Genomic DNA, 20,998 nt, shown 5'->3' on the forward strand with positions numbered 1-20,998 from the left:
TTCAGCTGCGGTCCGCGCCCGCCGCCTTGACCGCGGCGGCGCGGCTGGCGGCGAGCATCGCGGCGGCCGATTGCGCGGCCGATTCCAGCAGCCAGTCGCGCAGCGAGGCCAACGCGCCATGCTGGGCCCGCCCCTCGGGATAGAGGAACCAGTAGCCGAGGTGGCTGGTATAGCCGGGCAGCGGCTCGGTGACCAGGCCCGAGGCAATTTCATCCTGCACCAGGCAGCGCGGCACCAGGGCCACGCCCATGCCCGCCATCACCGCGCGGATGATGCTCTGGAACTGGTCGAACTGCGGACCATCCAAAGCGCGCATGCCGCTCACGCCATGGGCCTCGCACCACTGTGCCCAGGCATCGGGAATGGTCACATGGCGCAGCCGCGTGCAGGCGATCAGGTCTGCGGGCTGGCGCAGATCCAGCGCGCCGGGACTGCCCAGCGGCGGCGCGATCAGCGCCACCTGCTGGCCGACGAGATAGTGGGCGCGCGCGCCCGGCCAGTGGCCGTCGCCGAACAGGATGGAGCAGTCGAGTGTCGGGCTCTCGAAGTCATAGCCGTGCACATAGGGCACGAAATGCAGCGTGACCTGCGGCTCGCGCTGCTGGAACTGCGGCAGCCGCGGAATGAGCCACTTGGCGCCGAAGGTGGGCAGCACCGACAGGTAGAGCGCACCGCTGCGGTCGTCGCTGGTGATCAGCTCGAGCGTGGCGGCCTCGAGCTGCGACAGCAAGGCGCGCACCGCGCGTTCGTAGCGCTCGCCGGCCGGGGTCAGCGTGAGGCGCTTGCGGTTGCGCTCGAACAGCATCACGCCGACCCATTTCTCGAGTTCCTGCACCTGTTTGCTCACGGCGCTCTGCGTCAGATGCAGCGCCTCGGCGGCGCGCGAAACCCCGCCGAAACGCACCACGGTGGAGAAAGCCCGCAGCAGGTGCACGGGAGGGTTGAGTCGGCGCAAACTGGTCATGGCGGGGAATCACGGAGGTGGACTAGGGATGCTGGAAAAGCTTCAATATATTCCGATTTGGAATAATAACAGGCATAGGTATTGCTTTGTCTGTACCACGAATTCCGTTAATCTTTGTTATCGAAAAGGAAAATTTCACCATGCAACGTCGTCACTTTATTGCCTCCCTCGCTGCCACAACTGTCGTTCCTGGAATGTCTTTTGCGCAGGACAATAGCCGGCCCCTGCGCATCGTGGTGCCTTTCCCGCCGGGCGGCTCGACCGACATGGTCGTGCGCAACCTGCAGGACGTGCTGGGCCGCCTGCTGAACCAGCCCGTGGTGATCGAGAACCGCGCCGGTGCCGGCGGCTCGATCGGCATGTCCGAAGTGGCGCGTGCCACCGACAACCTGACGCTGGGCGTGGCCACGCTGTCGACCCATGGCGTGAACCCCGCCGTGCTGTCCAAGCTGCCCTACGACGCCACCAAGGACTTCGTCGGCGTGACCGAAATGGTCAAGGCCCCGGGCGTGATCGTGGTCAATCCCAAGGCCCTGCCGGTCAAGGACATGGCCGAACTGGTCGCCTACCTCAAGGCCAACCCCGGCAAGGTCAGCTACGCCACGCCCGGCAACGGCACCATCGGCCACATGTGGGGCGAGCTGTTCAAGCGTGCCACCGGCACCGACATGCTGCACATCCCCTACCGCGGCGCGGGCCCGGCCATCAATGACGTGCTCGGCGGCCAGGTCCCCGTGTACTTCGACCAGGTGGCTTCGTCGCTGGCCCAGATCAACTCTGGCAAGGTCCGCGCGATTGCCGTGAGCTGGCCCGAGCGCCTCGACGTGCTGCCCAATGTGCCGACCTACGCCGAACTCGGCTACAAGGACATCAACGATCCTTCGTGGTTCGGCCTGGTGGCACCCAAGTCCATGCCCGCGGCCCAGGTCGCGCGCATCCAGAAAGCCGTTGCCGCGGCGCTGAAGGAAGACGTGGTCAAGCAGCGCATGGCCGCTCAAGGCCTGTACCCCACCGGTACCAGCACGGCCGCTTTCACCAAGCAGATCGAGACCGAGATCGCCAAGATGAAGCAGGTCGCTGCCTACGCAAAGATCCAGCTGGATTAATACCCCCACCAGCCGCTTGCGCGGCCTCCCCCTTTCCTCTGTGGGGAGGGGGACGACACCCTCACTCTCAGTCTGCTTATGCATCCCGTCTTGCAATTGATCAGCCAACGTTTCCAGCATGCCCAGCCCGGCGCCGCCGGCGCTGCCGATGCGCCCGCTCCGGCCCAGATGGTGACCAGCGTCCCCGGCACCAGCGCCGTGGTGCTGGATTCGCCGCACAGCGGTACCTGGTATCCCGAGGACTTCGGGTCGTGCCTGCCGCTGGCCACGCTGCGCCAGGCCGAAGACACGCATGTCGAGAAGATCTATGCGTTTGCGCCCGCATTGGGCGTGAGCTGGGTCGAGGCGCACTTTCCGCGCATCTATCTCGATGCCAACCGGGACACCACGGAAATCGACTGCGGCATGATCGACGGCGACTGGCCGCTGCCGGTCACCGACGACCCGGTGGTGCTGCAGAAGGTGCGGCTGGGCAAGGGCCTGATCTGGAAGTTCACCGACGCCGGCGTGCCGATCTACGAGCGCGCGCTGTCGGTGGACGAACTGCTGGCGCGCATCGAGCGCTGCTGGAAGCCCTACCACGCGGCCGTGGCCAAGGCGATCGACGCGGCGCATGCGCGCCATGGCTACAGCATCCACATCAACTGCCACTCGATGCCCGCGGTCGCGGCCAGCCATGCCACGCTGCATCCGGGCCTGGTGCACGCCGATTTCGTGATTGGCGACCGCGACGGCAGCACGGCCGACCCGCGCCTGTCGCAGCGCATCTGCAGCTTCCTGCGCGAGCGCGGCTACAGCGTCGACTACAACCACCCCTACAAGGGCGTGGAGCTGGTGCGCCGCTATGGCAACCCGGCCGACAACCGCCACAGCATCCAGATCGAGATCAACCGCAAGATCTATATGGACGAGCAGACGCTGGAACTCGACCAGGCGGGCTACCTGCGCCTGACCAGGGACCTGCAAGCCCTGGTCGAAGACCTGATGGCGCTGGACCCGCGCGCCTGAGCATTTGCTGCGCATGAAAAAACGGCCCGGTTTTCCCGGGCCGTTTTTGTTGGCGGTGGACACCCACCCTTCGACAGGCTCAGGGGGGCCCGCCCAGGGTGCGCGGCTCAACAACCGTTCGTCCTGAGCTTGTCGAAGGATGGACGGGCTGGGTCGAGCTCCGGGGACACCCTTCGACAGGCCCAGGGGGGCCCGCCCAGGGTGAGCGGATCGGGACGGCGGGTGCCGCGATCACGACGCGCAGGCGCGCAGCGGCTTGGCGCCGAAGGCCGGCAGCGCCTCGACCTGCGCGCGCAGCGCCGGGGTGGCCGTGGGCAGGCGCAGGATGAAGCCATGCTTGTCGGGGCGCTCCTGCACCACGCGTGCGCTGCGCACGCCCTGGCGCACCAACTGCGTCAGCTCGCGCGTGGCGGCCTCTTCGCTGCTGAAGCGGCCCAGCGACAAGCCGGGTTCGAGCGTACCGCCCGCGCGGTCGTGGTCGAGCTTGCGTGCCACCAGTTCGGCGCGCTTTTTCTCCAGCGCCTGGTTGTCCGCAAACTTGCCCATGTAGACCATCCAGCGGCCGGGCTGGGTGATGGCATCGAGCTTCCAGCTGCCTTCGGGCAACTGCAGCACCAGCGCGCGGCGCAGCGTGTCCGATGCGTCGTCGTCATAGATGCCGGCTTGCAGGCACTGGGCCGGGCCGTCAGGGGCCGGGGCGGGCTCGGCCGGCGCTTCAGCCACCGCGGGCGCGGGCGCTGGCGCCTGCGCCGCGGCCGGTGCCTCGGCCTGCGCCGCGGCGGGGAGCTTCAATTGCAGCGTTTCGGGGCGCAGCTGCTGCTGCAGGCGCTCGGGCTCGCGGTGCTGCTCCGGGGCCCAGCCCAGGCTGGCCAGCGCGCCCTGGCTCCAGGCGAAATAGCCGGCATTGGCCAGCAGCAGGATCAACAGGGCAATGCGCAGCATCGAAGGCCTTTCTGTCAGGCAGTGGGCGCGGTGCGGGGCCGCACGCTGATGTCCGAACTGGTCACGGCGCGCAGGCCCGCGTCGGTCTGCACCAGCAGCGCGCCATCGGGACCCACGCCCTGGGCCAGGCCGCTCTGGCCGTCGCTCAGGTTGACGACACGGCCTTGCAGCAAGTCGCGTTCGGCAAAGCGCGCGCGCACCGGTGCAAAGCCGTGCTGTTCAAAGGCCTGCAGGGCCTGGACCAGCGGCGGCACGATGCGGCCCAGCGCCGTGGGGGCGTCGAGCGCGGGGTCGATGTCGTGCAGGCTGGCCGGCTTGGTCGACAGGCCTTCGGCCGCGGGTGCCCGCACGTTGAGACCCATGCCGATCACCACATAGCGCGACGGGCCGCCGGGGCCGATGCCGTTGGCGGTCTCGATCAGGATGCCGCCAAGCTTGCGGTCGCCTTCGAGCCAGAGGTCGTTGGGCCATTTGAGGCCCAGGCGTGCGCGCGCATCGCCCGCAGAGGGCAGCTGCGGCTGCAGGCTTTGCGCCAGGCTCACGCCCACGGCCAGCGACAGTCCCGACCATTCGACCGGGTCCATGGGCAGGCCCAGCGAGAAGGTCAGCGAATCGCCGATGCCGCTGACCCACTGGCGGCCGAGCCGGCCGCGGCCCGCGGTCTGGCTTTCGGTGACCAGCAAGATGGGTTCGCAGCGGCCGGCGCGCGCGCGGCGCATCAGCTCGGTATTGGTGGAATCGATCTCCGGCAGGATCTCGACGCTGAAGCCCTCGAGCAGCGGGCTCACGGCCTGCCAAAGCGTCTCGGCGGGCCAGCGGATGGGGTGGGCAGGCAGGCTCATGCGGCGCGCTCCAGCTGGTCGCCAGGCATCGGCGGGCGCCAGCCGCGCTTGGGCGCGAGCAGCGTGCCGCGGCAGTTGGCAGCGCCGCAATAGCAGGGATACTCGGCCTTGAGCTTGGCGGTATAGCGTTCTTCGAGCATCAGGCCATAGTCGTAGTTCAGCTCCTCGCCGGCCGCAATGTTGCGCAGCGCGCGGATGAAGATGCGGCCGTCCTGCTCGTCGGTGTAGCAGTTGGGGTTGCAGCTGTGGTTGATCCAGCGCGACGAGTTGCCGCCGAAGTTGGCGTCGATCACGCGGTCTTCGTCGACGTGGAAGTAGAAGGTGTGGTTGGGCTGCAGCGGATCGTGCGGGTGGCGGTCCTGGGCCTGCTGCCAGGAAATGATTTCACCCGTGTACTCAATGAGGATTTCGCCCTCGGCAATATCCTGCACGGCAAAGACCCCCTTGCCATGCACGCCGGAGCGCCGGGTCTGGATGCGGCGCGAGGCCGGCGAAGAGGGCTGGGTGCGGGGCATTGGAATCTCTGATACTTTGAATATGCACACATGCGCGTGCGCGTGCACGCGTGAGAATGGATTGTAGAAGCGCTTGCCAGCCCTTGAGGGAGGGCGCTTGAAATGACGAGAACACACAATGACAAAAACACTGGTGATTGCCGAGAAGCCTTCCGTGGCGCAGGACATTGTCCGGGCGCTGACCCCTGTCGCGGGCAAGTTCGAAAAGCACGATGACCATTTCGAGAGCGACGGCTATGTGGTGACGAGCGCCGTGGGCCACCTGGTGGAAATCCAGGCCCCCGAGCAGTTCGACGTCAAGCGCGGCAAATGGAGCTTTGCCAATCTGCCGGTGATCCCGCCCTTCTTCGACCTGAAGCCCGTCGACAAGACCAAGAGCCGTTTGAATGCCGTGGTGCGGCTGGCCAAGCGCAAGGACGTCACGCGCCTGGTCAACGCGTGTGACGCGGGCCGCGAGGGTGAGCTGATCTTCCGCCTGATCGAGCAGTACGCGGGCGGCAACAAGCCGCTGGGCAAGCCGGTGCAGCGCCTGTGGCTGCAGTCGATGACGCCGCAAGCCATCCGCGCGGGCTTCGAGAGCCTGCGCAGCAACGAGCAGATGCAGGGCCTGGCCGACGCCGCGCGCAGCCGTTCCGAGGCCGACTGGCTGGTGGGCATCAACGGCACGCGCGCCATGACGGCGTTCAATTCGCGCGATGGCGGCTTCTTCCTGACCACCGTCGGCCGGGTGCAGACGCCGACGCTGTCGGTGGTCGTCGAGCGCGAGGAGAAGATCCGCAAGTTCGTGAGCCGCGATTACTGGGAGATCCACGGCACCTTCGGTGCCCAGGCCGGCGAGTACCTGGGCAAGTGGTTCAATCCGCAATGGAAGAAAAGCGAAGACGCCGAGCTGCGCGCCGACCGCGTGTGGAGCCTGGCCGAAGCCCAGGCGATTGCCCAGGCCGCGCGCGGCAAGCCGGCCGTGGTGACCGAGGAAAGCAAGCCCACGACCCAGGCCTCGCCGCTGCTGTTCGATCTGACCAGCCTGCAGCGCGAAGCCAACGGCAAGTTCGGCTTTTCGGCCAAGACCACGCTGTCGATCGCGCAAAGCCTTTATGAGCGCCACAAGGCCCTGACCTATCCGCGTACCGATTCGCGTGCGCTGCCAGAGGATTACCTGCCCGTGGCGCAGCAGACCTTCGAGATGCTGGCCAAGAGCGGCATGCGCCACCTCGAGCCGTTTGCGCAGCAGGCCCTGCAGAACAACTACGTGCGCCCGAGCAAGCGCATCTTCGACAACAGCAAGGTGTCGGACCACTTCGCCATCATCCCGACCACGCAGGCGCCGAGCGGCCTGAGCGAGGCCGAGCAAAAGCTCTATGACCTGGTGGTGCGCCGCTTCATGGCGGTGTTCTTCCCGAGCGCCGAGCACCAGGTGACGACGCGCATCAGCCGTGTCGAGAACAACCACTTCAAGACCGAAGGCAAGGTGCTGGTCAAGCCGGGCTGGCTGGCGATCTACGGCAAGGAAGCCGCGCACGAAGTCGAGGACGCCAAGGACGGCGACAAGGGCCAGAACCTGGTGCCGGTGCAGCCCGGCGAGCAGCCGCTGGCCAAGGCCGTCGATCCCAAGGGTCTCAAGACCAAGCCGCCCGCGCGCTACTCCGAAGCCACGCTGCTGGGCGCGATGGAAAGCGCGGGCAAGCAGGTCGAGGACGAGGAACTGCGCTCGGCAATGCAGGAAAAGGGCCTGGGCACGCCAGCCACGCGCGCAGCCATCATCGAAGGTCTGCTGACCGAGAAATACATGCTGCGCGAAGGCCGCGAGCTGATTCCCACGGCCAAGGCCTTCCAGCTGATGACGCTGCTGCGCGGCCTGGGCGTCGAGGAGCTGTCGCGCGCCGAGCTCACCGGCGAGTGGGAGTACAAGCTGTCGCAGATGGAAAAGGGCCAGCTGTCGCGCGAAGCCTTCATGCAGGAAATCGCCGGCATGACCGAGCGCCTGGTGAAGAAGGCCAAGGAATACGACCGCGACACCATTCCCGGCGACTACGCGACGCTGAACACGCCTTGCCCGAACTGCGGCGGCGTGGTCAAGGAAAACTACCGCCGCTACGCCTGCACCGGCGCCGACGGCAAGAGCAGCGGCTGCGGCTTCTCGTTCACCAAGTCCCCGGCCGGGCGCACCTTCGAGACGCACGAGGCCGAAGCCCTGCTGCGCGACCGGCGCATCGGCCCGCTGGAAGGTTTCCGTTCCAAGGCCGGCTGGCCGTTCGTGGCCGAAGTCGCCATCGTGCGCGACGAGGAGAACAACAACTACAAGCTCGAGTTCGATTTCGGCGATGACGCCAACGCCGAGGACACGGGCGAGATCGTCGATTTCACGCGCCAGCAGCCGCTCGGCCCCTGCCCGAAGTGCGGCGCGCCGGTGTTCGAGCATGGCAGCAACTATGTCTGTTCCAAGGCCGTGCCCACGCCGGCCCAGGCCGTGCCCAGCTGCGACTTCAAGAGCGGCCAGATCATCCTGCAGCAGCCGATCGAGCGCGAGCAGATGGCCAAGCTGCTCGCGACCGGCAAGACCGACCTGCTGGAGAAGTTCGTCTCCAACCGCACGCGCCGCGCGTTCAAGGCCTTCCTGGTCTGGGATGCGGCCGAGGGCAAGGTGAATTTCGAGTTCGAGAAGCGCGATTCGAAGTACCCGGCACGCAAGACCGCGGGCGCACCGGCCAAGAAGGCGCCGGCGGCCAAGAAGGTGGCGGCAGCGAAAAAGGTGCCGGCGGCAAAGACCGCGGTTGCCAAGGCCGCGGCCAAGACCCCGCGCAAGGTCGCGTCGAATCTCACGCCCAGCCCCGAGCTGGCGGCCGTGATCGGCGGCGACATGGTCGCGCGCACCGAGGTCATCAAGAAGGTCTGGGACTACGTCAAGGCCAACAACCTGCAGGATGCGACCAACAAGCGCGCCATCAACGCCGACGCCAAGCTCAAACCGGTGTTCGGCAAGGACCAGATCACGATGTTCGAGCTGGCCGGCATCGTTGGAAAGCATCTCGCTTGATGGCAGTCATCTGAGCTACACACGGCGCGGCGCGCAATGCGCTACGCTGTGGCCATGGCTTCTACGACTGCATCCCCGCTTCCATCCGGCACCAGTCTGCCGGCCCGTGTGCTGCGCCTCGAAGGCAGCAGCAACTTCCGCGACCTCGGCGGCTACACCACCGCCGACGGCCGCAGCCTGCAATGGCGGCGGCTGTTCCGCTCCGACCACCTCGCGGGCCTGTCGGCGGCCGACCTGCGGGCGCTGGCCGCGCTGAAGATCGGCCACAGCGTCGACTTCCGCGGCGCCAACGAGTGCGCGGTGCAGGGCTATGCCTGGCCGCAGTTCCAGCGCCATGCGTTCATGGTCGAGCCGACCGTGGTGCAGCGCACCCAGGAACTGCTGGCCGCGGGCCACCAGCTCACGGCCGCGGATACCGTGGGGCTGATGCAGGACACCTACCGCAGCTTCGTGCGCGACAACGCCGACCGCTTCGCGCGCCTGTTCCAGCTGCTGCTGCAAAGCGATGCGCCGCTGGTGTTCCATTGCACGGCCGGCAAGGACCGCACGGGCTGGGCCGCGGCGCTGATCCTGTACGCGCTGGGCGTCTCGCGCGAGCAGATCATGGAAGACTACCTGCTGACCAACGTCCATTACCAGCGGCCGGTGGCGGCCGTGGCGGGCCGGCTGCCCGAGGAGGTGCTCGAGGTGCTGTGGCGCGTGCAGAACGCATTTCTCGACAGTGCACTGGAGCTGGTCGACCGCGACCATGGCGGCATGGACCGCTACCTCGCCGAGGTGCTGGGCATGGACCGCGCCGCGCGCGCGCAACTCGCGCAGCGCTATCTCGAATAGCTGCCGCACATCCCGTTACCGGCTTGTGCGTGCGCTGGTTAGCATCGGGGCTTGTTGACGGGAGTTTTCATGAAGATTTGCATTCGATGGTGCGCGGCGCTGGCATGCGTTGCGGGGCTGGCGGGCTGCGCGGGCGGGGTGGCATCCTCGGAGAGTGGCGGCAGCGGGGTGACGGTGTTTGGTACGGTCGATGCCGGAGTGAGCCGGGTGCGCTAGAGGTCTGGCCGTCCATGCTTCGACAGGCTCAGCACGAACGGTTTTGAACCCGGCCCTGCTTAGACAAGCTCGGCACGACCGGTTTTTGAACAGCCGCTTGTCAACGGGACCCTTTCAGCTGCCAAGCTGCGCGATCTCCCGGTCCACTTCCGCATGGAGTTCCCGTTGCCGCGCCGACGGCGGCTTGTCCAGCAGGCTCACGGCGGCGATGGCCAGCGTGGCGAAGGCAAAGCCGGGCACCAGTTCATAGAGCCCGAACCAGTGGTAGTGCCGCCACACGAGCACCGTGAGCGCGCCCACCACCATGCCGGCAAGCGCGCCGTTGCGCGTCATGCGCGGCCAGACCAGGCTCAGCAGCACCAGCGGGCCGAAGGCCGCGCCAAAGCCGGCCCAGGCGTAGCTGACCATGCCCAGCACGCGGCTGTCCGGGTCCTGGGCGATGAGGATGGCGATGAGGGTCACGGCCAGCACCATGGCACGGCCGAACCAGACCAGTTCGCGCTGGCCTGCATCGCGGCGCAGGAAGGCCTTGTACAGGTCCTGGGTCAGCGCGCTGGCGCAGACCAGCAACTGGCAGGACAGGGTGCTCATGATCGCGGCCAGCATGGCGGCCAGCAGCATGCCGCTGATCCAGGGGTTGAACAGCAGCTTGGCGACTTCGAGGAACACGGTTTCGGCGTTGCCGGCCACATTGGCAGCCAGTTCGGGGCGCTGGCCGAAGAACGCAATGCCGAAGAACCCCACGGCCACCGCACCTCCCAGGCACAGCACCATCCAGCTCATGCCGATGCGCCGCGCCGTGGGAATGCGCCGGACCGACTCGGCGGCCATGAAGCGCACCAGGATGTGCGGCTGGCCGAAGTAGCCCAGGCCCCAGGCCAGCAACGACACGATGGCAACGGTGTCGAGCGAGGCGATCATGTCGAACGCGCCCGGACGTGTGCGCTCGATGACCGCGCTGCTTGCGGCCACGCCGCCATCGGCATGGATCACCATCAGGGGCGCGAGAATCAGCGCGGTGATCATCAGCGAGGCCTGCAGGGTATCGGTCCAGCTCACGGCCAGGAAGCCGCCGACCAGTACATAGGCCATGGTGGCAAACGCACCAACCCATAGCGCCAGGCGGTAGTCCATGCCGAACATGCTCTCGAACAGCCGCGCGCCCGCGACCACGCCCGACGCGCAGTAGATGGTGAAGAACACCAGGATCACCAGAGCCGTGACGATGCGCAGCAGCTGGCTGCGGTCCTCGAAGCGGTTGGTGAAGTAGTCGGGCAGGGTCAGCGCGTTGCCGACCTTCTCGGTATAGACGCGCAGGCGCGCCGCGACAAAGCGCCAGTTGCACCACGCGCCGACGCACAGGCCGATGGCAATCCACGACGCCGACAGCCCCGACACGAACACCGCGCCCGGCAGGCCCATCAGCAGCCAGCCGCTCATGTCGGAGGCGCCCGCGGACAGCGCCGTGACCACGCTTCCCAGGCTGCGGCCGCCGAGGATGTAATCCGACAGGTTGGCAGTGGCGCGCCAGCCGAACCAGCCGATCAGCAGCATGGCCAGCAGATAGATGGCAAAGGTGACGGTCGTGGGCAGGTTCGCGCTCATGGCATCTCCGGACAGGGCGGGGGATTGCCCGATTGTGGGCACCCGCCTGCCGCGCGCGAGCCAGGGCCGGGGCCGGGCGCAAGCCAGACGGCTGCGCGCCCTGCCGAGGCGCTGCGCCTAGGGCGCGGTCCAGGCTTCGGCGGGCGCGTCGGCCGGCACCGAGTACAGGCTGCCGCGCGTGAGCGGCAGCAGCGGCGTGCTTTCCTCGATGGCTTCGCCCGGCATGGGCAGGCCGGTGGCCGGCACCACGGTGATGCGCTGCGGCGGCTCGGGAGCCGGTTCGGGCTCGGGTTGCGCCGGCGCGGCGTCGGGACGGGGCTGGGGCCGCAGCTTCGGCGTATCGCCTGGGATGGGCGGTGCCGGTGCCCACCAGTCGTTCCAGCGGCTTTGCAATGCTGCGCCCAGGCCGCTCCACCAGTGGTTTTCCACGGGTTCGGTGAACTTCGCCTTGGCGTCGATCACGCGTGCGCGCAGCGCGCGCGCCGTGAAGTCGCCGACAATCGGCAGCGCGCTGCGCGCACCCTGGCCCCATTGCTCGTTGCGCAGGTTGATGCGGCTGTCGTTGAAGCCGGCCCAGGCGCCCACCACCAGTTCAGGATGCATCAGGATGAACCAGCCGTCGGCATTGTTCTGCGTGGTGCCGGTCTTGCCGGCGACATCGGCGCGGATGCCGTATTGCTGGCGGATGGCGCGCGCCGTGCCCTTGTCGACCACGCCGCGCAGCATGTCGACCAGCGCATAGCTGAGGCGCGCGTCGAACACCTGTTCGGCCTTCGTCGGCGCGAATTCCGCGAGCACCTCGCCGTCGCGGTTCTCGATGCGCGTGACCCACATCGGTTCGTGATAGCTGCCGCCATTGGCCAGCGTGCCATAGGCGCTGACCATTTCCTTGAGCGTGACCGGGCTGCTGCCCAGCGCCAGTGCCGGCACCGGCTCCAGCGGGCTCTGGCGCACGCCCAGCGCGCGCGCCAGTTGCACGACCCGGCCCACGCCGACTTCCTGCATCAACTCGGCGGTGATGGTGTTCTTCGAATAGGCCAGCGCGTCGGCCAGCGTCATGTCCCTGCCGCTCGGGGGGCCGGCATCGGCCGGGCGCCAGACCTCGCCGCCGGCCAGCGTGATTTCCACCGCCTGGTCGGGGCGCTGGTCCTGTGCGCGCAGGCCTTGCTGGAGCGCGGCGCCATAGACAAACGGCTTGAAGGTCGAGCCTGGCTGGCGCCGCGCCTGCTGCACGTGGTCGAAACCGTCCAGGCTGAAGTCGCGGCTGCCGACCCATGCCCGCACCGCACCCGTGGCCGGGTCCACGGCCAGGAAGCCGGCTTCAGGCCGCAGCTTGTCGGCGCGCAGCCGGCGCATGAAGGCCTGGTCCTTGAGCAGGGCCTGCAGCGCCTCGTCGGGGCCGAGCTTCGACTTGCGGAATTCAGCCGACTCGCGCACCAGCATCTGGACCAGCGGATTGTCGGCACTCCATCCGCCGCGCTGGTTCCAGCCGGCATTGGCCACGCCCTGCAGCGTGCGGCCCTGGCGCGCCACGGCCTGGGTGGCCCAGGCCTGCAGCCGCATGTCGAGCGTGGTGTGCACCACCAGGCCGTCGGTGTGGATGTTGTAGCCGTTGCTGTCGGCCCAGGCGATGAGCCATTTGCGCAGCTGCTGCGTGAAATGCGGCGCCGGGCCCGTCGGTTCTTCCTGGCGTTCGAAGTCGATGCGCAGCGGGCGCTTCTTCAACTGCTCGAACGTGGCGGCATCGAGTTCGTCGCGTTTGACCATCTGCGACAGCACGGTGTTGCGCCGCGCCACCGAGCGCTCGGGATTGAGTACCGGGTTGTAGTAGCTCGTGCCCTTGAGCATGCCGACCAGCGTTGCCGATTCGATCACGTTCAACTGCTTCGCCGGCTTGTCGAAATAGGTGCGCGCCGCCATCTCGATGCCATAGGCGTTGTAGAGGAAGGGAACGGTGTTGAGGTAGGTCTCGAGGATTTCGTCCTTGGAGTAGAGCGCCTCGATCTTGAACGCGGTGATGGCTTCCTTGAGCTTGCGCGTGAGCGTCGGCGCGCGGCCGATTTCCTCGGGGTAGAGGTTGCGCGCGAGCTGCTGCGTGATGGTCGAGCCGCCCTGGCGGTCGCCGCTCAGCGTGTAGACCAGCGACGAGGCCGTACGCCGCCAGTCGAGCCCATGGTGCTGGTAGAAGCGGTGGTCCTCGGTGGCAATCAGCGCCTTGACCACGGCCGGCGCGATCTGTTCGAGCGCCACCCAGTCGCGGTTGCTGCGCTTGAACACGGCCAGTTCCTTGCCGTCCTGGCTCAGGATCTGCGCCGGCTGCTCGAGCCGGGCCTTGCGGATGTCGCGGATGCCCGGGGTGAAGGGAATCAGCACCAGCACATACAGCAAGCCCAGAGCGGGCAGCGCCGCCAGGCCCCACAGCCACTGGCGCCGCGTGGGGCGGCGCAGCGCGGCAAGGCGCGCGCGCGTCGGGAACCAGGGCCGGGCCTGCGCATGTTGCCATGCGGCCGCCACGCGGGCGGGCAGCTTCAAGTCATTCACGGAAAAGCGCACGGTGCTGAGCAGGCCAGGCTGCTGAAAATCCAAAGCGCGCAGTGTGGCTGAAAACGCCCGAAGCTGCTCAGGCGCCGCCGCCTTGCCTCTGGCAGCGGCCGTTTGGCCCTGTGCCGCGTGGCGTTATGCGGGCGCCAGCCAGTCGGCTAGTTGCTCGGCGTGGTGCTGTTCCTGTTCGAGGATGGACTCCAGCAGCCGGCGCGTGGTCGGATCCTTGTCGCCGATCAAGGCCACCATCTGGCTGTAGGCCTCGACGGCCACGCGCTCGGCAATCAGGTTGGCGCGCAGCATGGCCTGCAGGTCGCGCACCGGGCTGTAGGCGGCGTGGCTGCGCTGGGTCAGCGTGTCGGGGTTGAAGTCGGGCTCGCCGCCGAGCTGCACGATGCGCCGCGCAAGCCGGTCGGCGTGACGGGCCTCGTCGTTGGCATGCACCATGAACTCGCTGGCAATGGCGGGCGACGCCAGCCCGACGGCGGTGAAATGGTGGCGCCTGTAGCGCAGCACGCAGACCCATTCGGTGGCCAGCGCATCGTTGAGCAGGGCAATGATTTCCTCGCGCCAGAGGCCGAAATGCGGGGTCACGGCGCCGGTCTGCAGATCGCTCCTGGCGGCTTCGAGGCCAGCCTGGTTCAGGGCCAGGCGCTCGCGCGCTGCAGCGGCATCGAGGTGCGCTCTGGAGTGTTTCATGGCCGTCTCTCCGTCCCCGCAGGGGAGTCTCTAGAGCGTAGACGGGGGCAGGCGCACCGGGTGTGGGAAAACCGCGCATGGCCAACCGTGAAAAAGGCGCGATGCAGCCGCCCGGGCGCAGCGTAAAGACCCGGGGCCGGCGCCAGGGCCGGGTGCTGGGCGATACTCGGCTGCTTGGGAAGAGGCGCCGCCATGGCGCAAGGAGTGGGCGTGAAATCTGCAAGTGACAGTTGGTTCGACGAGGCGTACTACGAGCGCTATTACTTCGACAAGAAGACCAGCGTGGTCGACCCCCAGCACATGGAGCGCCTGGGCAACTTCGTCTGCAGCTACCTCAAGTACCTGCGCGTGCCGGTACAACGCGTGCTCGACGTCGGCTGCGGCATCGGACTGTGGCGCGACATCATCGCGCGGCATTTCCCCGACGCCACGTTCCACGGCGTCGAATACAGCGCCTATCTGTGCGAGCGCTTTGGCTGGGAGCGCGGATCGGTGGTCGACTACCGCGCCGATGAACCCTTCGACTTCGTCATCTGTCAGGGCGTGCTGCCCTATCTGAGCGCTGCCGACCTCAAGCACGCACTGCACAATTTCTCCCGCCTGAGCCGCGGCGCCCTGTATATCGAGGCGGTATCGCACGAGGATTGGGAGCGCGACATCCTCGACGAGACGCTGACCGACCCGCGGCTGTTCCGCCACCGCGCGGCGCTCTACCGGCGTGGACTGTCGCAGGGCTTCATCGAGCTGGGCGGCGGCATCTGGCTGAGCCGCGCTGCCGAGGTGCCGCTGTTCGAGCTCGAATGCGCAGCCCGCTGATGGACCAGCACACCCCGCCCCACGCGGTATCGCGGCTGCGCACGGCACGCCTGGCGCGCAGCGTCAAGCCCTTCCTGGCGCGCGGCGGGCCGCGCGGCGAGCGCTGCGCGGGTTGCCGGCTGCGTCCGAGCCATTGCCTGTGCGCGCTGCGTCCCACGCAGGCCACGCAGGCTGGCGTCTGCCTGCTGATGGCCGATACCGAGCCGCTCAAGCCCAGCAACACCGGCTGGCTCGTGGCGGATGTGGTGCAGGACACGTTTGCGTTCGGCTGGTCGCGTACCGAGGTCGACCCGGCGCTGCTGGCGCTGCTGGACGATCCGCAATGGCAGCCGTTGGTGGTGTTTCCCGGCGAGTATGCGGAGCAGGCGCGCGTGGTGCATGCGGTCGAGCCCGCGGCGCGCGCAGGCCGGCGCCCGCTGTTCGTGCTGCTGGACGCGACCTGGCCCGAAGCGCGCAAGATGTTCCGCAAGAGTCCCTACCTGAACCGTTTTCCGGTGCTGAGCCTGCTGGCCGAACAGGTGTCGCGCTACCAGCTGCGCCGCTCCCGCCGCGGCGACCATTTCTGCACCGCCGAGGTCGCGGCGCTGTGCCTGGAGCTGGGTGGCGACACGCGTGCGGCGCAGGCGCTCGAAGCCTATTTCGACGTGTTCACCCACCACTACCTGCAGGCCAAGCACCAGCTGCCGCCGGACCTGGAAAGCGCGCCGCACCGGCAGCTGCAGGCGCTGGCAGCGGCCCGGCCGGCAGCCTGAACGCCAGGCGCTTTCACCCTGCAGGATGCTGCGCCGCAGGGCTTGCGGCACAATCACGCCCCTTGCGGTGTTCGTGTGCCGCGCCGATACCTGCCACTTACGCTCCCGACCGCCATGACCCAGAACCGCTCCGCCACGTCCGACCAATCGCCTGAACTGTGCGCCTCCTGCGCGGGCATCCAGCGCAACTGGCGCCGCGCGCCTGGCCATGTCGAGCTGCAGCAGCATGGCAACCGCAAGGAAGAACGCGCTTCGGGCCTGGTGACCGTCACGCGCTACCAGTGCGACCAGTGCGGCACGATCTGGGACTACGAGAACGACAAGCAGAACCAGCACGCAGGCTGGTCCATCGTCAAGCGCTGAGCGCAGGGCCCCGGCAAAGCGGCAGCCGCCCGCGCCGCCAAGCCCCACGGCACCTGCCGGCGCCGGTGGCTGCCAGGCCACGTTGCATCATTTTTCATTCGATACAAGTCCTGCTGCACCGGCTCTCCCGGAGCCTGCAGCATTTGGCGTTTCCCTCGCGCCGCAAGCACCCAGCTTTCTACTATTGCTTACAGGCGCTGTAGGCTTTTTTCCCTTGTTGGTCCTTTTGATTGCCTTTAAATTTCATAGCACGGACTTGAGCTGAAACCGTGGTTAGAATGAAACACAGCTGATCTTTTTCAGCTTTCTCGGCGCCTACCAGCCGCAACGCTGTGCCACCGCTTCCGGCGGGCCGCAGCATCTGCAAGACCTGGGTCATAGGCGTCCAATTCACCCGCTTTTGCGTCGTGTGCCGTTGTTCGCACTGCTGCCGATGAATGGAGCCAGTGCTGGCCGAGCGTGCGCAGGCTACGCCTGCCGTGCATCTGCTTTTCCCCTGTTGTCAGCCGGGCCGTGCCCGTCGAATGAAAGGTTCCCCGGGTTTGGCTTTGCAAGACTTCAAACTGCGCTACAACCCAGCCCTTGACGGGCTGCGCGGCGTGGCCATCGTGCTGGTGCTGCTGTCGCATGCCCATGTGCCGATGTTCGAGGGCGCGTTCCTGGGCGTCGACCTGTTCTTCGTGCTCAGCGGGTTTTTGATCACCTCGTTGCTGCTGCAGGAGTTCCAGAGCAATGACCGCCTGGACTACTGGCGCTTCTACCGCCGGCGCTTCTTCCGGCTGATGCCGGCGCTGCTGCTGTTCCTGGCGGCCTATGTCCTGATTGCCCCGCTGCTCTGGCCCGACCTGGACGATGTCCACCAGGACGCGCTGGTTTCTGCGCTTTATCTCGCCGATTACGGCATCGCCTTCTTCGACAGTCCCGAAACGCTGCTGCACATGTGGTCGCTATCGGTCGAGGAACACTTCTATCTGGTGTGGCCGCCACTGTTGGTGCTGCTGCTGCGCAAGGTCCAGCCGGGGCAGCTGTGGCGGCCCGTGCTGCTGCTGTGGCTGCTGAGCACGCTGTGGCGCCTGTTCTGGGTCGGCCAGGACCAGCATTTCTATGAAATCTTCTTCCGTTTCGATACCCGCGCTTCGGGCCTGCTGGCAGGCAGCCTGCTGGCCGCGCTGGTGATCGAGAAGCCGGTGTGGATCCAGGCGCTGCAAAAGCGCATGCCGCACGTGATGTGGCTGCCGCTTGCAATTCCGCTGCTGATGCGCCTCGAATGGGACAACCAGGCGGTGATGGTCTGGGGCCTGACGGTGGTCGAATGCGCGGCGCTGGTGCTGCTGGTGGCGGTGCAGCAGCAGCGCGGCCTGGTCTACGAGATGCTGCGCGCGCCGCTGCTGGTGCAACTGGGCCGGCTCTCGTATGGCGTCTATCTGTGGCATTACCCGGTGGTGCGCTATCTGCGGGCCGAGTATTCCTGGCCCGTGGTCGTGGTGGCCGGGCTGGCCATCTCGATTGCGCTTTCGGCACTGTCGTTCTACACCATCGAACGCTGGGCCCTGCGCTGGCGCGACCGGCCCAAGCGCGCGCCCGACGAGCGCCGCGTGCCGGCCACCGCCGGCTGAAGGCTAGAACCCCGCGCCAGGCTGGGCCAGGTATTCCTGTTCCTCGGGCGTGCTGGGCCGGCCCAGGATCGGATTGCGGTGCGGAAAGCGGCCAAAGCGCGTGATCACGTCCTGGTGCTTGTGCGCGTAATCCAGCGTGCCGGCAAAGAAGCTGCGCGTGTCAGGGGTGGCCAACTCGTGCAGCTTGCCGAACAGGCCCACGCTCTGCGCCTGCAGCGGCCCGTCTTCGGCATGCTCCAGCGGCAGGTAGAAGAAGATGCGTGCCACGCTGGGCACGTCCGGGTCGGTGTCGTGGCCTTCGAGAATGCCGTCCAGCGCCAGTTGCAGCGCCTGCGCATCGCCGGCAAAGCTTTTTGGCGTGCCGCGGAACAGGTTGCGCGTGAACTGGTCCAGCAGCAGGATCAACGCCAGGCGCCCCTTTGGCGTGCCGGCCCAGCCGTCGAGCGCGCCCGACAGCGCCTGCTCGACCAGCGGGCCGAAGCGCGAGCCGATCTCGGCATCGGTGGCGGCCGATTTGGTGAACCACAGCGCCTGGCGCGCGAGCGCATCGGCATCGGTGGGGGCGGCAGCACCGAACCAGTAGGTGAACAGTTCGGCGATGCGCGGGTCTGTGGGCAGGGCTTGGGGCATGGACAGTGTTCCGGAAGCGGCAAAGTTTCATTGTGCCGCTGCGCCACGCGCAGCCGCGTAGGTCGCCGGCGCCAGCGCCGGCGGGCCCCGCTGCGGTCTTCAGAAAAAGTGCGTGATGCCCAGGCTGATGCCGTTTGAACGGTCCTTGTTGCCCACGCCCTGGTAGCCGGCCTTCCACTTCGTGGTGTCGAGTTCGAGGTAGAGGCTGCTGCGGCGCGACAGCTGGTAGTCGACAAAACCGATGACGCGCGTGTAGCCATCCTTGTTCAGGCCGGTGCGCTCGCGGTCCACCTTGTAGTAGCCGCCGTTGAGGCTGAGCTGCTGGGTCAGAGGGTAGGTGCCGCCCAGTGCCAGCACCTTGTTCGTGGTCTGCGCCGTGGTGCTGGTGTCGCCCTGGTTGCGGCCGAAGTTCAGCGTGAGACGCAGGTCGCCGGTCTTCCACGCCGCGCCGATGTTGGCCGCATCGAGCTCCAGTCCGTTGGCGTCCTGGAACTGGGTATAGGCGCTGACCAGCACCAGGCCGCCGTTTGCATAGTTCAGGCCCAGGCCCCGGGACTCCTGGCGCCGGCTCGATATCGCGGACTCGCCGAAGCTGTACATTGCGCGCGCGGTCACGCCGCCAAACGTGCCCGAGTATTTGACCGAGTTGTTGACGCGGTTGGATGCGCCCGTGCTGTTGGTCGTGCCGTACTCGATGCCCAGGCGGTGGCCGGTCAGGCTTGTGACCTGGATGTTGGGGTTCAGGGAGGCAAAGCGCAGCCCGATCGCATCGATGAGCGTCACCGAGTCCGCGACCAAGGTGTTCTGGCGGCCCGCGGTGACCGCGCCCCAGTTGCCGGTCAGGCCGACGATGGCTGCACGATCAAAAAAGCCCGCGGCCGAGCCGGAAGTGCCCGTGTCGACGCCGAGCGTGGATTCCAGGTTGAAGGTGGCCTTGAGGCCGCCGCCCAGGTCTTCCTGGCCACGCAGTCCCCAGCGGCTGGTGGGACCCACACCGCTGTTGATGACCCTGGAGTTGTCTGGCGCGTTCGCATAGCTTGCGGTGAAGCCGGTCTGGGAGCGCATGGCGACGTCCACGATGCCATAGATGGTGAGGCTGCTCTGCGCCGGAGCTTGCTGGGCCTGTGCCAGTGCGGGCAGGCTTGCGCTCAAAGCCGCGATGGCAAGTGCTGAAATTTTGTGCATTTGTGTCTCCTCGATGTAATTGTGGGTAAAACGCAGCGCCGAGTTTCTTTGGGTTTTTGGTCACGACTTATGCTTGAAAGGCATAGCTGATATATGGCTATGGCGTTTTTGATCTGTTGTGGTGTCGGCATTGGACTATCTGCATAGGGAGAAATGCCGAATGAAGACGGAGGATGCCTCGGGGAAGCGGTGCGATGTTGCGAGAAGCCTAGGGTTTACCCCTGTTGGAAATTGCCCAATGCTGCACGCGCAGGGTCAATAATGCAGTGCGCTAGATATGCGGTTCTGGCATATCTAAGCGTGCTTTGCCAGCGCAGGGCCCGGGCCCCTGGCAGAACCTCTTCGACTGCACATACCGCCATGAAAATCAAACATCTCCTCGGCACCCTGATGGCTGCCGCGTTCCTCTCGCCCATGGCTATCGCCCAGAGCTTTCCCACCAAGCCGGTACGCATCGTGGTGCCGTTCGGGGCGGGCGGCGTGGCCGATGTGACCGCACGCGTGGTGGCGCAGAAGATGGCCGAGTCCCTGGGCCAGGCCGTGGTGATCGAGAACAAGCCGGGCGCGGGCGGCATCGTCGCGGGCGACTCCGTGGCCAAGGCCGAGCCCGACGGCCATACGCTGCTGCTGATGTCCAATGGCACGGCCGTGAGCGAAGGCCTGTTCAAGACCCTGCCGTTCAAGACGCTGCAGGACTTCGCGCCGATATCGACCATTGGCTACTTCGATCTGGCCGTGGTCACAGCGGCGAATTCACGCTTCAAGACCTTTGGCGAACTGCTGGCGTTCGCGAAGGCCAATCCGGGCCGGTTGAACCTGGGCTCGATCAATGTCGGCAGCACCCAGCATCTCACGGCGGAAATGTTCAAGTCGGCCTCGGGCGCCGAGGTGCAGATCGTTCCGTTCAACGGCACTCCGGCCGTGGTCACGGCGCTGCGCGGTGGTCAGATCGACGCCGCCGTGGAAATCGTCGCGCCCGTGCTTACGCAGATCCAGTCCAAGGCCTTGCGCGCACTTGCGGTGACCAGCGACCGGCGTGCGCCGGTGCTGCCCGATGTGCCGACGACCAAGGAAGCCGGCCTGCCTGGGTACGTGGCGCGCAGCTGGAATGGCCTGGCCGCGCCCGCGAAGACGCCGCCGGCAGTGATCGCACGCTTGAACCAGGTGGTGGTTGCCGCGCTGAACTCGCCTGACGTGAAGAAGAAGCTGCAGGATCTGAATGTCGATCCGCAGTCGAGTACCCCGCAGGAGGCCGCAACGCTGCTGGCGTCGGAAGTCAAGCGCTGGGGCGAGGTGATACGCGCGGCCAAGATCGCGCCCCAGTGACCGG

Annotated in this window: 19 protein-coding genes; 9 read left to right on the forward strand and 10 right to left on the reverse strand. The window is 67.0% G+C overall.

Annotated features, from left to right (window positions below; all coding sequences use genetic code 11):
- Position 1: 1 nt before the first annotated feature.
- Positions 2-964, reverse strand: a complete 963-nt coding sequence (locus tag HUK68_RS00555; RefSeq protein WP_175502436.1) for a LysR substrate-binding domain-containing protein — start codon at positions 962-964, stop codon at positions 2-4.
- Positions 965-1,104: 140 nt separating this feature from the next.
- Here HUK68_RS00555 and HUK68_RS00560 point away from each other — a divergent pair, with 140 nt between their 5' ends.
- Both HUK68_RS00560 and HUK68_RS00565 read left to right on the forward strand, forming a co-directional pair.
- On the forward strand, positions 1,105-2,070 hold the full coding sequence (locus tag HUK68_RS00560; RefSeq protein ID WP_175502437.1) for a Bug family tripartite tricarboxylate transporter substrate binding protein: 966 nt from the start codon (positions 1,105-1,107) through the stop codon (positions 2,068-2,070).
- A gap of 78 nt (positions 2,071-2,148) precedes the next feature.
- Complete coding sequence (locus tag HUK68_RS00565) at positions 2,149-3,078, forward strand: N-formylglutamate amidohydrolase (RefSeq protein ID WP_175502438.1); 930 nt, start codon at positions 2,149-2,151, stop codon at positions 3,076-3,078.
- 231 nt (positions 3,079-3,309) lie between these two features.
- Here HUK68_RS00565 and HUK68_RS00570 read toward each other — a convergent pair whose 3' ends face one another.
- The 3 genes from HUK68_RS00570 to HUK68_RS00580 are packed head-to-tail and all read right to left on the reverse strand — an operon-like array spanning position 3,310 to position 5,377.
- Positions 3,310-4,020, reverse strand: a complete 711-nt coding sequence (locus tag HUK68_RS00570; protein ID WP_175502439.1) for an SPOR domain-containing protein — start codon at positions 4,018-4,020, stop codon at positions 3,310-3,312.
- Positions 4,021-4,034: 14 nt separating this feature from the next.
- Positions 4,035-4,862, reverse strand: coding sequence for a biotin--[acetyl-CoA-carboxylase] ligase (locus HUK68_RS00575; RefSeq protein ID WP_175502440.1), 828 nt, complete (start codon positions 4,860-4,862; stop codon positions 4,035-4,037).
- Positions 4,859-5,377 carry an SET domain-containing protein gene (locus HUK68_RS00580; RefSeq protein ID WP_175502441.1) on the reverse strand — a complete coding sequence of 173 codons (519 nt, stop codon included), beginning with the start codon at positions 5,375-5,377 and terminating at the stop codon, positions 4,859-4,861. The genes HUK68_RS00575 and HUK68_RS00580 overlap by 4 nt, the downstream gene beginning before the upstream one ends.
- A gap of 118 nt (positions 5,378-5,495) precedes the next feature.
- On the opposite strand from HUK68_RS00580, the gene HUK68_RS00585 reads away from it, so the two are divergent.
- Positions 5,496-8,411 (forward strand): DNA topoisomerase III, encoded by a 2,916-nt coding sequence (locus HUK68_RS00585; RefSeq protein ID WP_175502442.1) that lies wholly within the window; start codon positions 5,496-5,498, stop codon positions 8,409-8,411.
- Positions 8,412-8,465: 54 nt separating this feature from the next.
- Positions 8,466-9,245: a tyrosine-protein phosphatase gene (locus HUK68_RS00590; protein ID WP_175502443.1), complete on the forward strand. Its 780-nt coding sequence runs from the start codon at positions 8,466-8,468 to the stop codon at positions 9,243-9,245.
- Between the two features lie 330 nt (positions 9,246-9,575).
- Here HUK68_RS00590 and putP read toward each other — a convergent pair whose 3' ends face one another.
- The 3 genes from putP to HUK68_RS00605 all read right to left on the reverse strand — a co-directional run bounded on the left by putP (position 9,576) and on the right by HUK68_RS00605 (position 14,306).
- On the reverse strand, positions 9,576-11,066 hold the full coding sequence (putP, locus tag HUK68_RS00595) for a sodium/proline symporter PutP (protein ID WP_175502444.1): 1,491 nt from the start codon (positions 11,064-11,066) through the stop codon (positions 9,576-9,578).
- 117 nt (positions 11,067-11,183) lie between these two features.
- Positions 11,184-13,619 carry a penicillin-binding protein 1A gene (locus HUK68_RS00600; RefSeq protein WP_175505694.1) on the reverse strand — a complete coding sequence of 812 codons (2,436 nt, stop codon included), beginning with the start codon at positions 13,617-13,619 and terminating at the stop codon, positions 11,184-11,186.
- Positions 13,620-13,742: 123 nt separating this feature from the next.
- The gene (locus HUK68_RS00605) at positions 13,743-14,306 is read right to left on the reverse strand and encodes a ferritin-like domain-containing protein (protein ID WP_175502445.1); all 564 of its coding nucleotides are present in this window, start codon (positions 14,304-14,306) and stop codon (positions 13,743-13,745) included.
- A 210-nt stretch (positions 14,307-14,516) separates the two neighbouring features.
- Here HUK68_RS00605 and HUK68_RS00610 point away from each other — a divergent pair, with 210 nt between their 5' ends.
- The 3 genes from HUK68_RS00610 (at position 14,517) to HUK68_RS00620 (ending at position 16,237) form a co-directional block, all read left to right on the forward strand.
- Positions 14,517-15,122 (forward strand): class I SAM-dependent methyltransferase, encoded by a 606-nt coding sequence (locus HUK68_RS00610; RefSeq protein ID WP_175502446.1) that lies wholly within the window; start codon positions 14,517-14,519, stop codon positions 15,120-15,122.
- A complete protein-coding gene (locus tag HUK68_RS00615) occupies positions 15,122-15,874 on the forward strand; it encodes a tRNA-uridine aminocarboxypropyltransferase (protein WP_175502447.1) in 753 nt (250 codons plus the stop codon). The genes HUK68_RS00610 and HUK68_RS00615 overlap by 1 nt, the downstream gene beginning before the upstream one ends.
- A gap of 114 nt (positions 15,875-15,988) precedes the next feature.
- On the forward strand, positions 15,989-16,237 hold the full coding sequence (locus HUK68_RS00620) for a hypothetical protein (RefSeq protein WP_175502448.1): 249 nt from the start codon (positions 15,989-15,991) through the stop codon (positions 16,235-16,237).
- A gap of 181 nt (positions 16,238-16,418) precedes the next feature.
- Here HUK68_RS00620 and HUK68_RS00625 read toward each other — a convergent pair whose 3' ends face one another.
- A complete protein-coding gene (locus tag HUK68_RS00625) occupies positions 16,419-16,616 on the reverse strand; it encodes a hypothetical protein (protein WP_175502449.1) in 198 nt (65 codons plus the stop codon).
- Positions 16,617-16,761: 145 nt separating this feature from the next.
- On the opposite strand from HUK68_RS00625, the gene HUK68_RS00630 reads away from it, so the two are divergent.
- Positions 16,762-17,853 (forward strand): acyltransferase family protein, encoded by a 1,092-nt coding sequence (locus HUK68_RS00630; protein ID WP_175502450.1) that lies wholly within the window; start codon positions 16,762-16,764, stop codon positions 17,851-17,853.
- A 3-nt stretch (positions 17,854-17,856) separates the two neighbouring features.
- Here the strand turns inward: HUK68_RS00630 and HUK68_RS00635 are convergent, their stop codons facing one another.
- Both HUK68_RS00635 and HUK68_RS00640 read right to left on the reverse strand, forming a co-directional pair.
- A complete protein-coding gene (locus tag HUK68_RS00635) occupies positions 17,857-18,483 on the reverse strand; it encodes a DUF924 family protein (RefSeq protein ID WP_175502451.1) in 627 nt (208 codons plus the stop codon).
- Positions 18,484-18,582: 99 nt separating this feature from the next.
- Positions 18,583-19,668, reverse strand: a complete 1,086-nt coding sequence (locus tag HUK68_RS00640) for a porin (protein ID WP_175502452.1) — start codon at positions 19,666-19,668, stop codon at positions 18,583-18,585.
- Positions 19,669-20,028: 360 nt separating this feature from the next.
- Here HUK68_RS00640 and HUK68_RS00645 point away from each other — a divergent pair, with 360 nt between their 5' ends.
- The gene (locus HUK68_RS00645; protein WP_175502453.1) at positions 20,029-20,994 is read left to right on the forward strand and encodes a Bug family tripartite tricarboxylate transporter substrate binding protein; all 966 of its coding nucleotides are present in this window, start codon (positions 20,029-20,031) and stop codon (positions 20,992-20,994) included.
- Positions 20,995-20,998: the final 4 nt, after the last annotated feature.

Origin of the sequence: Comamonas antarctica (assembly GCF_013363755.1) — a bacterium.
Classification (GTDB): domain Bacteria; phylum Pseudomonadota; class Gammaproteobacteria; order Burkholderiales; family Burkholderiaceae_C; genus Comamonas; species Comamonas antarctica.

Coding starts and splice junctions, on each gene's coding strand:
- HUK68_RS00555 (WP_175502436.1), bottom strand. CDS start 964: ATGACCAGTTTGCGCCGACTCAACCCTCCCGTGCACCTGCTGCGGGCT.
- HUK68_RS00560 (WP_175502437.1), top strand. CDS start 1,105: ATGCAACGTCGTCACTTTATTGCCTCCCTCGCTGCCACAACTGTCGTT.
- HUK68_RS00565 (WP_175502438.1), top strand. CDS start 2,149: ATGCATCCCGTCTTGCAATTGATCAGCCAACGTTTCCAGCATGCCCAG.
- HUK68_RS00570 (WP_175502439.1), bottom strand. CDS start 4,020: ATGCTGCGCATTGCCCTGTTGATCCTGCTGCTGGCCAATGCCGGCTAT.
- HUK68_RS00575 (WP_175502440.1), bottom strand. CDS start 4,862: ATGAGCCTGCCTGCCCACCCCATCCGCTGGCCCGCCGAGACGCTTTGG.
- HUK68_RS00580 (WP_175502441.1), bottom strand. CDS start 5,377: ATGCCCCGCACCCAGCCCTCTTCGCCGGCCTCGCGCCGCATCCAGACC.
- HUK68_RS00585 (WP_175502442.1), top strand. CDS start 5,496: ATGACAAAAACACTGGTGATTGCCGAGAAGCCTTCCGTGGCGCAGGAC.
- HUK68_RS00590 (WP_175502443.1), top strand. CDS start 8,466: ATGGCTTCTACGACTGCATCCCCGCTTCCATCCGGCACCAGTCTGCCG.
- putP (WP_175502444.1), bottom strand. CDS start 11,066: ATGAGCGCGAACCTGCCCACGACCGTCACCTTTGCCATCTATCTGCTG.
- HUK68_RS00605 (WP_175502445.1), bottom strand. CDS start 14,306: ATGAAACACTCCAGAGCGCACCTCGATGCCGCTGCAGCGCGCGAGCGC.
- HUK68_RS00615 (WP_175502447.1), top strand. CDS start 15,122: ATGGACCAGCACACCCCGCCCCACGCGGTATCGCGGCTGCGCACGGCA.
- HUK68_RS00620 (WP_175502448.1), top strand. CDS start 15,989: ATGACCCAGAACCGCTCCGCCACGTCCGACCAATCGCCTGAACTGTGC.
- HUK68_RS00625 (WP_175502449.1), bottom strand. CDS start 16,616: ATGACCCAGGTCTTGCAGATGCTGCGGCCCGCCGGAAGCGGTGGCACA.
- HUK68_RS00630 (WP_175502450.1), top strand. CDS start 16,762: ATGAAAGGTTCCCCGGGTTTGGCTTTGCAAGACTTCAAACTGCGCTAC.
- HUK68_RS00635 (WP_175502451.1), bottom strand. CDS start 18,483: ATGCCCCAAGCCCTGCCCACAGACCCGCGCATCGCCGAACTGTTCACC.
- HUK68_RS00640 (WP_175502452.1), bottom strand. CDS start 19,668: ATGCACAAAATTTCAGCACTTGCCATCGCGGCTTTGAGCGCAAGCCTG.
- HUK68_RS00645 (WP_175502453.1), top strand. CDS start 20,029: ATGAAAATCAAACATCTCCTCGGCACCCTGATGGCTGCCGCGTTCCTC.